Here is a 14,019-nt window from a genome sequence, read left to right on the forward strand (position 1 = left end):
AACTAGTCGAACGGGTTGAGAGCGCTGCCCAGTTTCTTCGCCCCGTCGGCGATACCGTCGCCGATGTCCGAGGCCCTGTCGCCCACCCAGTCACCGGCCTTCTCGAATCCCTTGCCTATGGCCTCGTGGTTGTCCCAGACCAGACAGCCCGCGTACACCAGGCCCGTACCGATAGCCAGACCGGCCGTGACCGGGTTGGGCGCCACCGTCAGCGCGGTCATCGACGCGCTGAAGGCCGTACCGCTCAGGTCGGCGGCGAACTTCGAGGGGTTCGCCTTGATCATGTCCGCGTCGTACGTGGCCAGGTTCGCCACCCCGTAGGCGGTCGCCGCGACCCCGCCGACCACCCCCGCGCCCCGGATCCAGCCGGCGGCCTTCACGGCGTTCCCGAGGCCGCCGTTCTGCGCGACCTTCACCAGATTGGCCTCCGCCGCCGACGGCATGACGAAGGCGCCGTTGCGCATGAACCCGCCGAACATGGCGGCCTCGTCGGATCCGGTGATCGCGGTGACCATGCCGGGCGGGACCTTGCCCAGCAGGCTTCCGGGCACGGCCCCGGCCATGCGGTTGTTGATGAAGGTGGAGAGGAAGGTGCCCGGCGCGGTGACGTCCTTGCCCTGCTTCAGATACTTGAAGAGCTTCCACGAAGCACCCCCGGAGCCGCCGATCGCCGCGGCGAACGCGGAGGCGGTGATCGTGCCCTTCTGGACGGCGGCGAAGAGCTCGGCGAGCCGCTTGCTGCCGGTGCCCTTCTCCACCGCCTCCTTCTGGAGCCGCTGGAGATAGTCGTCGAGCGTCTCGCCGTCCCGCATCGCCAGCGAGGAGAGCTCCATGCGCTCCTGCTTCTGCTGGTCGTCCGCCTTCGCGACCGTGTGGGCGTTGCCGTTGAAGCCGCCGGCCGTGCCGTCGTTCGCGCCGCCGCCGCTGTCCTTGACGACGGCTTCGAGGTCCTTCTGGAGATCCTTGTCCGCGTCGTCGACGGCCTTGACACAGGAGGTGATGTAGTCGGCCCAGGACCGCTCGCTCTCCCGGACACTCCTGGCGTAATCCGGGTCGTGGCGGAGGGCGTTGCGCTCGCCCTCGGTCGCCCGCTCGAAGTCGAAGGCGACCCGGCCCTGTTCGGAGACCTTCATCCCCGCCTTGACGGCATCGGCGCGGGCGGTCTCCAGCCGCTGCCGCAATTCGGCGAACTGGGCGTAGGCGTTGCGCAGCAGCGTCGCCGTCGCCTTCGCCTGGGTCTGGGCGGCCTGGTACTCGTACCGGGTCGCCGCGAAGTTCAGCGAGGCGGCGTTCGCGCTCTCACCCAGCCAGAGGTCGCCGAGCGTGACCTTCTGGACACTGTCCCGGTAGCGCTTCTCGACCTTGGCGAATTCCTCCGCCATCGAGGTCCATTTGTCGGCGGCGGCGGAGAGCTTTCCGAAGTCGGTCGTCATGACTTCGTGGTATGTCAGCATGCTCATTTCCCTTGCGGCGCTTCGGAGTACTGGGGCGGCTCACTACTCGTAGCGGCTGAAAGCGGACGGAGCCCGGACACCGCTGATGCGGTCGCGGCGGGCGGCGTCGACCTCGCCCAGGGTGCCGACGGTGCCCCGGAGACCGGTGCGCTCCTTGTTCAGACGGCCCATCAGTGTCTTCACCTGTCCGTCCCAGGTGGTCTGCACCTTCTTCAGCGCGGCCGAGGTCGCCCATCCGCCGAACTCGCCGGCGGCGCCGGTGCTCGCCTCGTCGGCATGCTCGCCGGCCTTGCGCGTACTGGTGAGCAGCTCGTTCTCGATGGTGTTCGCGGCGGCGTTCTTCTCGGCCGGCGTCGACACCAGCTTTCCGCCGGGGCCGGGGCCGGACCCCTCCTCGGGGACCCGGTTCAACTGCATCGCCGCGGAGCCGTGTTCGGCCGCCCCGCCCCATTCCTCGTCGAAGCCCACTCCGCGCCAACCCCCGATATCCGTGATCGCGACCTCGTGTCGCATCGTGTATCGGCCACCGTAGAGCACCGGAAATGATCGCGCGGAGAGTGCGGTCACCGATTCCCCCGCTGTGAATCGCCCGTATTCTGCGAGAATTGCTGATTTATGAGGATCGAATGGCCGCGCGGGTCAGCCACCGGCGCGGAGCCAGCGGTACTGGAGTTCCGGCCGGCCGATCTGCCCGTACTGCGGACTCCGCGCCGCGCGGCCCTCGGTGACCAGATGCTCCAGATAGCGGCGGGCGGTGATGCGGGAGATACCGACCGCCGTCCCCGCCTCCGCCGCCGTCAGACCGGTGGGGGAGTCCCGCAGCGTACGGGTGACCGACTCCAGTGTCGGACCGCTCAGCCCCTTCGGCAGCGAACCGCCCTGCGGCGCCCGGAGCGCGCCCAGCGCCCGGTCCACCTCGTCCTGGCCGCTCGCCTCACCGGCGGCGGCGCGGAATTCGGCGTACCGGGCCAGCCGGTCCCGCAGGGTCGCGAAGGTGAACGGCTTCAGCACGTACTGGACCACGCCGAGCGACACACCCTCGCGGACGATGGCGAGATCACGGGCCGAGGTGACGGCGATGACATCGGCGAGATGCCCGGCCGCGCGCAGCGAGCGGACGAGCTGGAGGCCGTGACCGTCCGGGAGGTAGAGGTCGAGCAGGAGCAGATCGACCCGGGTCCGCTCCAGCGCGCGGACCGCCGCGGAGCGGGAGTTGGCGACCCCGGCGACCGTGAAGCCGCTGACCCGGCCGACATAGAGGGCGTGAGCGTCGGCGGCGACGGGGTCGTCCTCCACGACGAGGACCCTGATGGGCTCGGGGCTGCCGGGGTCTGTGCTCATGCCGGGGTCTCCGCTGCGAGAGGGGGGAGGGAAGGGAGGAGGAGTGCCGGGGGCCGGACGCTGTCATTGTTCCCGGCGCGCGGGCCGGCCGGGGCTCGTCCGCTCACCGGGCCGGCCCCGCGCCCAGCGGCAGTCTGACCGTGAACTCGGCGCCGCCGTCCGGGCCCCGGGTGAGCGCCACCGTGCCCCGGCCGCGGTGCACCGCCTGGCTGACCAGGGCGAGGCCCAGACCGCGGCCCGATCCCCTGGTGGACCAGCCCCGGCGGAAGACCTCATCGGCGCTCTCCGGCGCGATGCCGCCACCGGTGTCGTGCACCCGGATCAGCAACTCGTCCCCGGCCTCGTCCGCGCGGGCGGTGACCGTGACCCGGGGGCGGGGCGGCCGGGGGCGTACCGGATCGGCCGCGCCGGGAGCGCCGTCCGGTGCCGACGCCGCGTCCACCGCGTTGTCGATCAGATTGCCGAGGATCGTCACCAGATCCCGGGCCGGCAGCGACGCCGGCAGGACCCCGTCGTCGATCCTGCTGTCCGGTGCCAGCACCAGCTCCACCCCGCGCTCGTTCGCCTGCGCCGCCTTGCCGAGCAGCAGTGCGGCCAGCACCGGCTCGCCCACCGATCCGACGACCCGGTCGGTGAGCTCCTGGGCCAGCTCCAGCTCCGCCGTGGCGAATTCGACCGCCTCCCTGACCCGCCCCAGCTCGATCAGCGAGACCACCGTGTGCAGCCGGTTCGCCGCCTCATGGGCCTGGGAGCGCAGGGCCTGGCTGAAGCCGCGTTCGGAGTCCAGCTCTCCGGAGAGGGCCTGGAGTTCGGTGTGGTCCCGCAGGGTCACCACGGTGCCACGCTGCTCGCCGCCGACCACCGGGCTGGTGTTGACGACGATGATCCGGTCGGCGGTGAGATGGACCTCGTCCACCCGGGGCTCGGAGGCCAGCAGCGCGCCGGTGAGCGGGGCGGGCAGTCCCAGCCCGGCGACCGGGCGGCCGATCACCGCCTCGTCCAGGCCGAGGAGTTCCCGCGCGCCGTCATTGACCAGGGCGATCCGGCGCCGCCCGTCGAGCATCAGCAGTCCCTCGCGCACCGCGTGCAGCGCGGCCTCGTGGTAGTCGTGCATCCGGCTCAGCTCGGTCGCGTTCATGCCATGGGTGTGCCGCCGCAGCCGGGCGTTGATCACATGGGTGCCGAGACCGCCGAGGACCAGCGCCGCGCCGGCCGCCAGCAGCAGGGCGATCAGCTGGCCGCGCACCTGCTCGCTGATCTTCTGGATGGTGATGCCCGAGGCGACCAGCGCGACGATCCGGCCGTTGTCGTACACCGGGGCCACCGTGCGGATCGACGGGCCGAGTACGCCGAGATGGCGCTCGCTGTGGATCTCGCCCTTCAGGGCCTGCTCGGTGTGGCCGAGATACTTCCGGCCGATCTCCGTCCGCTCGGGGTGGGTCCAGCGGGTGCCGTCCGGAGCCATCACGACGATGAAGTCGACCCCCGCGGCCCGGCGCAGCCCTTCCGCGTACGGCTGGAGGGTGCGGGTGGGCCGCTCCTCGCGGGCGGCGGCGATGACCGAGGGGGAGCCGGCCACCGCCGTCGCGGTGGCCCGCGACTGGAGCCGGGCGGTCTCCTCGGCCTGCGACTGGTCCGTGACATATGCGAACAGGGCGCACCCCGCCACGACCACGGCGACCAGGACGACCTGCATCGCGAAGAGCTGGCCCGCGAGGCTGCGGGGGCGGGGTATGCGCATGGCCAACAGTGTGCACGGCGGATTTCGCGTGAACGAAACGCACGTAAGGGTGACCGGGGTCACAGGCTGATGGATGCTCTCGGAATCCCCGCGGGACGGGGGGAATTGCCGCAGAACAATCCGAGGAGGGACCCCGTGGCTGCTGAGGCAGGCAGAAGGGACCGTACGCACTATCTGTACATCGCCGTTATCGCGGCGGTGGTGCTCGGCATCACCGTGGGCTTCGTGGCGCCGGGAGTCGCCGTCGAGCTGAAGCCCATCGGCACGGGATTCGTGAATCTGATCAAGATGATGATCTCGCCGGTCATCTTCTGCACGATCGTGCTGGGCATCGGTTCCGTCCGCAAAGCGGCCAAGGTCGGCGCGGTCGGCGGACTGGCCCTCGGCTACTTCGTGGTCATGTCGACGGCGGCGCTCGCCATCGGTCTGCTGGTCGGCAATCTGCTGGAGCCGGGCTCCGGGCTGAAGCTGACCGAGGCGGTACGGGACGCGGGCGGCAAGGCGGCCGAGGGCGCGGGCGGTGAGTCCACCGCGGACTTCCTGCTGGGCATCATCCCGACCACACTGGTCTCCGCCTTCACCGAGGGCGAGGTGCTCCAGACGCTGCTGGTGGCGCTGCTGGCCGGATTCGCGCTCCAGGCGATGGGCAAGGCGGGCGAGCCGGTGCTCCGCGGCATCGGGCACATCCAGCGGCTGGTCTTCCGCATCCTCGCCATGATCATGTGGGTCGCCCCGGTGGGCGCGTTCGGCGCGATCGCGGCGGTGGTCGGCGAGACCGGCCTGGACGCCCTGAAGTCGCTCGCCGTGATCATGATCGGTTTCTATGTGACCTGCGCGCTCTTCGTCTTCGTGGTGCTCGGCGCGCTGCTGCGGCTGGTCGCCGGGATGAATCTCTTCGCGCTGCTGAAGTATCTGGGCCGGGAGTTCCTGCTGATCCTCTCCACCTCCTCGTCGGAGTCGGCGCTGCCCAGGCTGATCGCGAAGATGGAGCACATGGGTGTGAGCAAGCCCGTCGTCGGCATCACCGTGCCGACCGGCTACTCCTTCAACCTCGACGGCACCGCGATCTATCTGACGATGGCCTCGCTCTTCATCGCCAACGCGATGGGCGACCCGCTGAGCGCCTCCGAGCAGATCTCGCTGCTGATCTTCATGGTGATCGCGTCCAAGGGCGCGGCCGGTGTCACCGGCGCCGGACTCGCCACCCTCGCGGGCGGTCTCCAGTCGCACAAGCCGGATCTGGTCGACGGCGTCGGCCTGATCGTCGGCATCGACCGCTTCATGAGCGAGGCGCGGGCGCTGACCAACTTCGCGGGCAACGCGGTCGCGACGGTGCTGGTCGGCACCTGGACGAAGGAGATCGACAAGGCGCGGGCCGCCGATGTGCTCGCGGGCCGTATCCCCTTCGACGAGAAGACGCTGCTGGACGACGGTCACGGCGGCCCGGCACCGGAGGAGGGCCCGGCCTCCGGGTCCGGCCCGATTGCCGGGGCCGGTTCCGGGAAGGCTCCGGCCATGGTTCCGGATCAGGGTGACGCGGTGAAGCCGGCCGCCAAGGTCTGACATCCGGCGGCCATGCCCGGGCCCGACCTCCGCTCACCCCCACGGGCGGAGGCCGGGCCCGGCCGTCCTCCCGGCTTCCCCCCGGTGCCGGCGGCCCGGCCCGGATACATACCTTCACCTCAGTACCTGACAAATTTGTGGGTACTTGCCGGTCGCCCGGTATCGGCCGAACGATGTCTTCCATGCCCGCCAACAAGGAATCCACTCTCCCCGCTGTCACGGTCATCGGCCTCGGAGCCATGGGAAGCGCCCTGGCCGGAGCGTTTCTCGACGCGGGGCATCCCACCACCGTCTGGAATCGCTCGGCCGGAAAGGGCGGCGCTCTCGCCGCCCGGGGCGCGGTGCTCGCCGGAAGCGCCGAGGAGGCGGTCCGCGCCGGGGAACTCGTCGTCGTCTGCGTACTCGACCACCACGCCGTACGGGAGGTGGTCGAGCCGCTGGCCGGCGTGCTCCGGGGCCGGGTCCTGGTCAATCTCACCTCCGGCGCCCCCGAGCAGGCCCGGGAGACCGGGGCCTGGGCGGCCGGGCACTCCATCGCCTATCTGGCCGGCTCGGTCATGGTGCCCACCCCGATGGTCGGCACGCCGGAGGCGCTGCTCTTCCACGCCGGTTCGCGGGATGCCTTCGAGCGGTACGGGTCCGTGCTCGGGACGCTCGGCGGGCGGACCGAGTTCGTCGGCGAGGACCCGGGTCTCGCCGCCGTGTACGACCTCTCCCTGCTCGACTACTTCTACGGCGCCATGGCCGGGCTCGTCCACGCCTTCGCGCTGGCCGGGGCGCACGGCGTCAAGGCCGCCGAGATCGCCCCGCACATGCACGGCATCACCGGGATCATGGCCGGCATCCCGGAGGCGGCGGCGCGCGACATCGACGCGGGTGTGTACCCGGGGCAGGAGGCCAATCTCGGCATGATGGCGACCTCGGTCGGCCATCTGCTCGATGTCTCCCGGGCCCGCGGGCTGGACACCGGCCAGCTGGAGGCGATCAAGCGGGTGGCCGACCGGGCGATCGGCCGGGGACACGCCCCGGACGACTGGTCCAGCACCTTCGAGGCCGTCGTCAGGCCCTGAGCCCGGGCCGCGGCGGGCGATCCGCCCGCCGCGGCCGGAACGTCCTGAGCACGCCCTGAGCCCGCCCGGCACGGGGAGCGCACAGAGCGCACGGAAACCACGCGGAACACCCGGCGCATACCCGTGAAGGCGCAGAAAAATACCCCGCTCGAATTGACGAGCGGGGTATTTTGCTTGGTATATTGAGGGTTTCCATGCCCATATCCATACGGGCGAACAGAAAACCTCACTGGTGTCACCATAGCGTCTCAGGAGTCGAATTGTCAACCGAGGAATTGCGGGACGAACAGCAATTCGTCACCTTTCTCCGCGACCGCCTGGAAGAGCTCCGCGCGGCGGCGGAATCCGCCGTGCGCAGCACGATCCGCGCGACCGGCACGGGCCACCAGGCCCGAATGGAACGCGATGTCAGCGTCGCCGAACATTCGGCGCAGCTCGCCGCGCTCAATGCCGTCGACTCCGGCCTCTGTTTCGGCCGGATCGATCTCCGCGACGGCGCCCGCCACCACATCGGACGCGTCGGAATGCGCCGCGACGACTCCGAGCGCACCCCCGTCCTCATCGACTGGCGCGCCCCCGTCGCCCGTCCCTTCTATCTCGCCACCGGACACGAGCCCATGGGTCTCACCCGGCGCCGCCACATCACCACCGACGGATGGACCGTCACCGCGCTGCACGACGAGATCCTCGATCTCGCCGACGCCACCCGCACCGGACACGAGGACCCCGGCGGCGACGCCGTGCTCCTCGCCGCCCTCGGCGCCGCGCGCACCGGCCGGATGACCGACATCGTGCAGACCATCCAGGCCGAACAGGACCGCATCATCCGCGCCCCGCGCCAGGGAATCCTGGTCGTCGAGGGCGGCCCCGGCACCGGCAAGACCGCCGTCGCGCTGCACCGCGCCGCCTATCTCCTCTACGCCCACCGCGAGCAGCTGGCCCGCCGGGCGGTGCTGATCGTCGGCCCCAACCCCGCCTTCCTCGGCTACATCGGCGAGGTGCTGCCCGCACTCGGCGAGACCGGGGTCCTCCTCGCCACCATGGCCGAGCTCTACCCCGGTGTGACCGCCGACGGCACCGACACCCCGGCCGCCGCCGAGGTCAAGGGCCGGGCCGGGACCGCCGAAGCGCTGGCCGCCTTCGTACGGAGCCGGCAGCGGCTCCCCGACACCGTTCCCGACGCCGACACCGACCACGAGGCCCAGGGCCTGGTGCCCGAACCCGCCCTGGAGATCGAGCACCAGGGGTACGGGGTGCTCCGGCTGCACCGCGAGATGGCGCACCGGGCCCGCGACCGGGCCCGCGCCACCGCGCTGCCGCACAATCCCGCCCGGCCGCACTTCGCCTTCGCCGTCATCGACGCCCTCACCGAACAGCTCGCCGACCGGCTCGGCGCTGACCCCTACGGCGGTCCCAACCTCCTCGGCCCCGACGACATCGCCCAGCTCGGCAAGGAGATCGCCACCAGCGCCGAGGTGCATGCCGCCATCGAGGAGCTGTGGCCGCACCTCACCCCCGAACGGCTGGTCGCCGACTTCCTCGCCGAGCCGCACGGCCACGGCCGGCTCCCCGACGCCGACGCCGAGCTCATCCGCCGCTCCGGCGGGCCCTGGACCCCGGCCGATGTGCCGCTGCTCGACGAGGCCGCCGAACTCCTCGGCACCGACGACAGCGCCGCCCGCGCAGCCGCCGAGGCCGAACAGCGCGACCGGATCGCCTACGCCCAGGGCGTGCTCGACCTCTCGGCCGGCTCCAAGACCTTCGAGTTCGAGGACGAGGAGTCCGAGATCCTCGCCGCGCACGACATCATCGACGCCGAGCGGATGGCCGAACGGCACGAGGAGCGGGACGACCGCACCGCGGCCGAACGCGCCGCCGCCGACCGCACCTGGGCCTTCGGCCACATCATCGTGGACGAGGCGCAGGAGCTCTCCGCGATGGCCTGGCGGCTGCTGATGCGCCGCTGCCCCACCCGCTCGATGACCCTCGTCGGCGACCCGGCGCAGACCGGGGACATCGCCGGGGTCGGCTCCTGGGAGAAGATCCTCGGCCCCTATGTCGGCGACCGCTGGGAGCACACCCGGCTCGCCCTCAACTACCGCACCCCCGCCGAGATCATGGAGCCGGCCGCCGCGGTGCTCCGGGCGGCCTCCCCGGGCTTCGAACCGCCGCGCTCGGTGCGCTCCACCGGCGTACCGCCCCGGTTCGACCGCGCCGCGCGGACGGCGGACCTCGGCGCGGCGGTGACGGCGGCGATCCGCCGCGAGGTCCCGGACTTCGGCGCGGACGCGCCCGTACCGGAGCACGAGGCGGGGACGGCCGCCCCGGGACGCGGACCGGACGCGCCCGCACCGGCCTGCGGAACAGCCGCGTCCGTACCAGCGGGCGGAACAGCCGCGCCCGTACCGGCCGGCGGAACAGCCGCGCCCGATCAGGAGCCGGGGCGGATCGCCGTCATCGCCCCGCCCGAGCTGCACGCACTGCTCCCGCTGCCCGCCGGTCCGCCCGATCTCACCGGCCGGGTCGTGCTCCTCGCCCCCCGCCAGGCCAAGGGGCTGGAGTTCGACTCCGTGATCGTGGTGGAACCGGCCCTCCTCGGCCCGAGCGATCTGTATGTGGCGCTGACCCGCGCCACCCAGCGGCTCGCCGTCGTCCACACCGGCGAACTCCCCGCCGGGCTGGAACCCGCCGTCTGATCCCGCCGCCCGGTCGCTCCCGGGGCCGGGTGCCCGCGCGCACCCGGCCCCGGGGCCGGCTCACACCGGCCGCAGCCAGACCGTCGCCAGCGGCGGCAGCGTCAGCCGGACACTGGACTCCCGGCCCTGCCACGGCCACGGCTCCGCCTCCACCGGTACGGGGTTGCCGACGCCGCCGCCCCCGTACAGCTCCGCGTCCGTGTTCAGCAGCTCCGCCCACGCCGCGTACCGCTCCGGCACCCCCAGCCGGTACTCCCGGCGCACCACTGGGGAGAAGTTGCTCACCGCCAGCAGCGGCTCCCCCGCGCGGTCCCAGCGCAGAAACGCGAACACATTGTCATCGGCCGCGCCCCCCTCCACCCAGGAGAAGCCCTCCGGCTCGGTGTCCCGCTGCCAGAGCGCCGGAGTGCGCCCGTACACCGCGTTGAGGTCGCGGACCAGCAGTCGCACACCCCGGTGATCCGGCTCGGCCGCGTACGAGGGATCCAGCAGCCACCAGTCGGGACCGTGCCGCTCCGACCACTCGGCTCCCTGGGCGAACTCCTGCCCCATGAAGAGGAGCTGCTTCCCGGGGTGCGCCCACATGAAGCCGAGATACGCCCGGTGGTTGGCGCGCCGCTGCCACCAGTCGCCGGGCATCTTGCTCACCAGGGAGCGTTTGCCGTGCACCACCTCGTCGTGCGAGATCGGCAGGATGTAGTTCTCGCTGTACGCGTACACCATCGAGAAGGTCATCTCCTGGTGGTGGAACCTCCGGTGCACCGGCTCGTGCGCCGCGTAGCCGAGCGAGTCGTGCATCCAGCCCATGTTCCACTTCAGCCCGAAGCCGAGACCGCCGAAGCCGCCCGCGCCCACATGGTGGGTGGCCCGGGTGACCCCGTCCCAGGCGGTGGACTCCTCCGCGATGGTGATCACCCCCGGGCAGCGCCGGTAGACCGTGGCGTTCATCTCCTGGAGAAAGGCGACCGCGTCCAGATTCTCCCGGCCCCCGTGGGCATTGGGCGTCCACTGCCCGTGCTCGCGCGAGTAGTCGAGATAGAGCATCGACGCCACCGCGTCCACCCGCAGCCCGTCGATGTGGAACTGCTCGCACCAGTAGACCGCGTTGGCCACCAGGAAGTTCCGCACCTCCTTGCGGCCGTAGTCGAATTCCAGCGTGCCCCAGTCCGGATGAGCGGCCCGCGCCGGATCCTCCGGTTCGTACAGCGGGCGGCCGTCGAAGGCGGCGAGCGCCCAGTCGTCGCGCGGGAAGTGCGCCGGAACCCAGTCCATGATCACGCCGATGCCCGCGCGGTGCAGCGCGTCCACCAGATGACGGAAGTCGTCCGGGGTCCCCATCCGCGAGGTCGGGGCGTAGAAACCGGTCACCTGATAGCCCCAGGAGCCGCCGAAGGGATGCTCGGCCAGCGGCATCAGCTCCACATGGGTGAAGCCCAGATCCTTCACATACGCCGGAAGCTGCTCGGCGAGCTGCCGGTAGCTCAGCCCCGGCCGCCAGGACGGCAGATGGACCTCGTAGACGGAGAACGGCGACTCGTGGACCGGCAGATCGCCCCGGTGCGCCATCCACTCCGCGTCGCCCCACTCGTACCGGGACTCGGTCACCACGGAGGCGTTCGCCGGCGGCACCTCGGCCCGCCGGGCCATCGGGTCGGCGCGCAGGGTGTGGGTGCCGTCCGGGCGCATGAGCTCGAATTTGTAGAGCGTGCCGTCGCCCACGCCCGGCACGAACAGCTCCCACACCCCCGATGAGCCCAGCGACCGCATGGGGTGGCCGGTGCCGTTCCAGTGGTTGAAATCGGCCCGCACCCGTACGCCCCGGGCGTTCGGCGCCCAGAGCGCGAAACGGGTGCCCCGCACCCCCTCGCAGGTCATGGGGTGCGCGCCGAGCGCCCGCCACAGCTCCTCGTGGCGGCCCTCGCCGATCAGATGGAGGTCGAGCTCGCCCAGGGCGGGGAGAAAGCGGTACGGGTCGTGGGTCTCGGTCTCGTCGGCGGTGCCGTCCTCGCCCGTCTCATAGGCGATGAGCAGCCGGTACTCCGGGATGGACCGCAGCGGCAGCACCCCGGCGAAGAGCCCGTCGCCCTCCGGGTGGAGCCCGGCGCGCAGCCCCTTGGCGACCACCGTCACGGAGCGGGCGTACGGGCGGAGCACCCGCACCACCACACCGCCGCGTCCGACATGGGCGCCGAGGAGCGCATGCGGGTCGTGGTGGCCGCCGGAGAGCAGCCGCTCGCGGTCGCCGGGGTCGAGCGGGCGGGCGACGCGGACACCGTGGGTGGCGCCCCCGCCCGCACCGCCGTCCCCGGTGTCGCCGGCGCGCGGCCGGGGGGTGGCACCGCGTCCGGCCGCCGGAGCTGCGGGCCTGCCGGCCGCGCGGGCGGTGCGGGGTTTCACCGGCGGTGCGGCACCTTCCGCCCGGGGGCCGGCGGCGGCGGGGGCCGGGGCGGCCGGCGGGGCGGGCGCGGTCTTGCGGGACGCGGGGCGGGGGGTCACGGGGGTGGGCCTCCTTGGAGCGGAACGGTGCCGGCGGGTGGGCCGGCGGACGGGGTGAGCGGCGCCGGATCGGGCGCCCGGCGGGCTTCTCGGTCCTGGCTTCTCGGTCCGGGCTTCTCGGGTCGGTTCTCGGCTGTTGGCGTGCGCGGGCGGACCGGGCGCCGGCCGCCCGGGGTCAGATCACGGCGGCGGCGAGGCGGTCGATGGCCGCGAGGGGCACCGGCAGCCAGTCGGGGCGGTGCCGGGCCTCGTAGACGACCTCGTACACCGCCTTGTCGGTCTCGTACGCCCGCAGCAGCTCGGGTTCCTCGCGGGGGTCGGTGCCCGAGGTCTCCGCGTACCCCTCGCAGTACGCGATGCGGCAGTCCTCGGCCCAGACCGGATTCCAGGGCCGGTGCGTACGGGCCGCGTAGTCGAAGGAGCGGAGCATTCCGGCGATGTCCCGCACCGGCGGCTGCGGTCTGCGGCGCTCGTCCAGCGGACGGGCCGGCTCGCCCTCGAAGTCGATGACCGACCACCGGCCGCCCGGCGCCGCGCTCACGGCCCGGTTCTCCGGGGAGGCGGCCGGCGGGCCGGGCGGGTGTGTGCCCGCGTACAGCGTCTGGCCGAGATGGAGATCGCCGTGCACCCGCTGGGCCCGGCGGGCCAGGCCCTCCTCACCGAGCCCGGCCAGCGCGTCGAAGGCGGCGCGCAGCCGGGGCGCGTACGGCAGCAGCGCGGGCACCGCGCGGGCCGCCTCGTTCAGCCGCCGGTTCATCGCGTCGGCCAGCAGTTCGGTCTGCGCCCGGCGCAGCTCCACCGTGGGGAGCGCGGCGGCGAGGGCGGTGTGCACCTCGGCGGTGACCCGGCCCAGCGCCCGCGCCTCCTCCGTGAACGGCCGCCCGGCGGCCAGCGAGTCCAGCGCGAGCCGCCACCCGTCGGCGGAGCCGCGCAGATAGGGCTGGAGCACACCGAGGGTGTACGGCGCGGGCGTCACCGACTCGTACCAGGCGACCGGCACCGGGACCCGGGAGCAGCCCGCCCGTGCCAGCGCCAGCGGAAGCTCCAGATCGGGGTTGGGCCCCGGCTGGACCCGGCGGAAGAATTTGAGGATGTAGGAGTCCCCGTACACCAGTGAGGTGTTGGACTGCTCGGCGCCCAGCGGCCGGGCGGCCAGGCCGCCGGGGAGGGCGGGGGCGCCGTCGAAGCGGTCGAAACGGAGCGGGCCGAGGGTGCCGGGGGTGCGCAGCCGCTCCAGGACGACCTCGGCGAGGCGGGGATCGTCCAGCCCCTCGTACACCATCCGCCCGGCCAGCGGACCGGAGGCCGGACGGCCGATCAGCGCGGGGGCGAGCCGGCTCGGCAGGACGCCGCGCACCCCGAGCAGGAGCTGGTAGCAGTCGGGGGGAGCGTCGGCGGGGAGCCCCGGGCGGTGCACCCCCAGCAGCAGATGGAGCAGGCCGGGGCCGGTGGAGCGGACGGGCAGCAGCTCGGTCGCGGAGACCAGCGAGAAGCCGGTGACCGGCTGTCCCTTGCCGGCGAACCAGCGGCGCCGGGGGAGCCAGGCATGCAGCAGGGGAGCGAGGGACGGAAGGAGTCCGGCAGAGTTCCGGAAGGAAGCAGCCTCCGACATGGAATCGCGCCCTTTCTCCGGGTTTGACACAAATGCGCCGAATGCG

9 protein-coding genes are annotated in these 14,019 nt (G+C 72.4%); 3 read left to right on the top strand and 6 right to left on the bottom strand.

Features of this window, described 5'->3' with window-relative positions:
* Nucleotides 1-2: 2 nt before the first annotated feature.
* The 4 genes from AAFN69_RS22230 to AAFN69_RS22245 all read right to left on the bottom strand — a co-directional run bounded on the left by AAFN69_RS22230 (nucleotide 3) and on the right by AAFN69_RS22245 (nucleotide 4,536).
* A complete protein-coding gene (locus tag AAFN69_RS22230; protein ID WP_347730408.1) occupies nucleotides 3-1,433 on the bottom strand; it encodes a hypothetical protein in 1,431 nt (476 codons plus the stop codon).
* A 63-nt stretch (nucleotides 1,434-1,496) separates the two neighbouring features.
* The gene (locus AAFN69_RS22235) at nucleotides 1,497-1,967 is read right to left on the bottom strand and encodes a hypothetical protein (protein ID WP_347730409.1); all 471 of its coding nucleotides are present in this window, start codon (nucleotides 1,965-1,967) and stop codon (nucleotides 1,497-1,499) included.
* A 126-nt stretch (nucleotides 1,968-2,093) separates the two neighbouring features.
* On the bottom strand, nucleotides 2,094-2,795 hold the full coding sequence (locus AAFN69_RS22240; protein WP_347730410.1) for a response regulator: 702 nt from the start codon (nucleotides 2,793-2,795) through the stop codon (nucleotides 2,094-2,096).
* Nucleotides 2,796-2,898: 103 nt separating this feature from the next.
* Complete coding sequence (locus tag AAFN69_RS22245; protein WP_347730411.1) at nucleotides 2,899-4,536, bottom strand: ATP-binding protein; 1,638 nt, start codon at nucleotides 4,534-4,536, stop codon at nucleotides 2,899-2,901.
* Nucleotides 4,537-4,671: 135 nt separating this feature from the next.
* On the opposite strand from AAFN69_RS22245, the gene AAFN69_RS22250 reads away from it, so the two are divergent.
* The 3 genes from AAFN69_RS22250 to AAFN69_RS22260 all read left to right on the top strand — a co-directional run bounded on the left by AAFN69_RS22250 (nucleotide 4,672) and on the right by AAFN69_RS22260 (nucleotide 9,865).
* Nucleotides 4,672-6,099, top strand: coding sequence for a cation:dicarboxylase symporter family transporter (locus AAFN69_RS22250; protein ID WP_347730412.1), 1,428 nt, complete (start codon nucleotides 4,672-4,674; stop codon nucleotides 6,097-6,099).
* Nucleotides 6,100-6,281: 182 nt separating this feature from the next.
* On the top strand, nucleotides 6,282-7,169 hold the full coding sequence (locus AAFN69_RS22255; protein WP_347730413.1) for an NAD(P)-binding domain-containing protein: 888 nt from the start codon (nucleotides 6,282-6,284) through the stop codon (nucleotides 7,167-7,169).
* A 275-nt stretch (nucleotides 7,170-7,444) separates the two neighbouring features.
* Nucleotides 7,445-9,865, top strand: coding sequence for a helicase (locus tag AAFN69_RS22260; protein ID WP_347730517.1), 2,421 nt, complete (start codon nucleotides 7,445-7,447; stop codon nucleotides 9,863-9,865).
* Nucleotides 9,866-9,925: 60 nt separating this feature from the next.
* Here AAFN69_RS22260 and glgB read toward each other — a convergent pair whose 3' ends face one another.
* Together glgB and AAFN69_RS22270 are read right to left on the bottom strand one after the other, a co-directional pair.
* A complete protein-coding gene (gene glgB, locus AAFN69_RS22265; protein ID WP_347730414.1) occupies nucleotides 9,926-12,361 on the bottom strand; it encodes a 1,4-alpha-glucan branching enzyme in 2,436 nt (811 codons plus the stop codon).
* Between the two features lie 175 nt (nucleotides 12,362-12,536).
* Nucleotides 12,537-13,973: a maltokinase gene (locus AAFN69_RS22270; RefSeq protein WP_347730415.1), complete on the bottom strand. Its 1,437-nt coding sequence runs from the start codon at nucleotides 13,971-13,973 to the stop codon at nucleotides 12,537-12,539.
* Nucleotides 13,974-14,019 lie beyond the last annotated feature (46 nt).

Origin of the sequence: Streptomyces sp. CAU 1734 (assembly GCF_039888735.1) — a bacterium.
Taxonomy (GTDB): Bacteria; Actinomycetota; Actinomycetes; order Streptomycetales; family Streptomycetaceae; genus Streptomyces.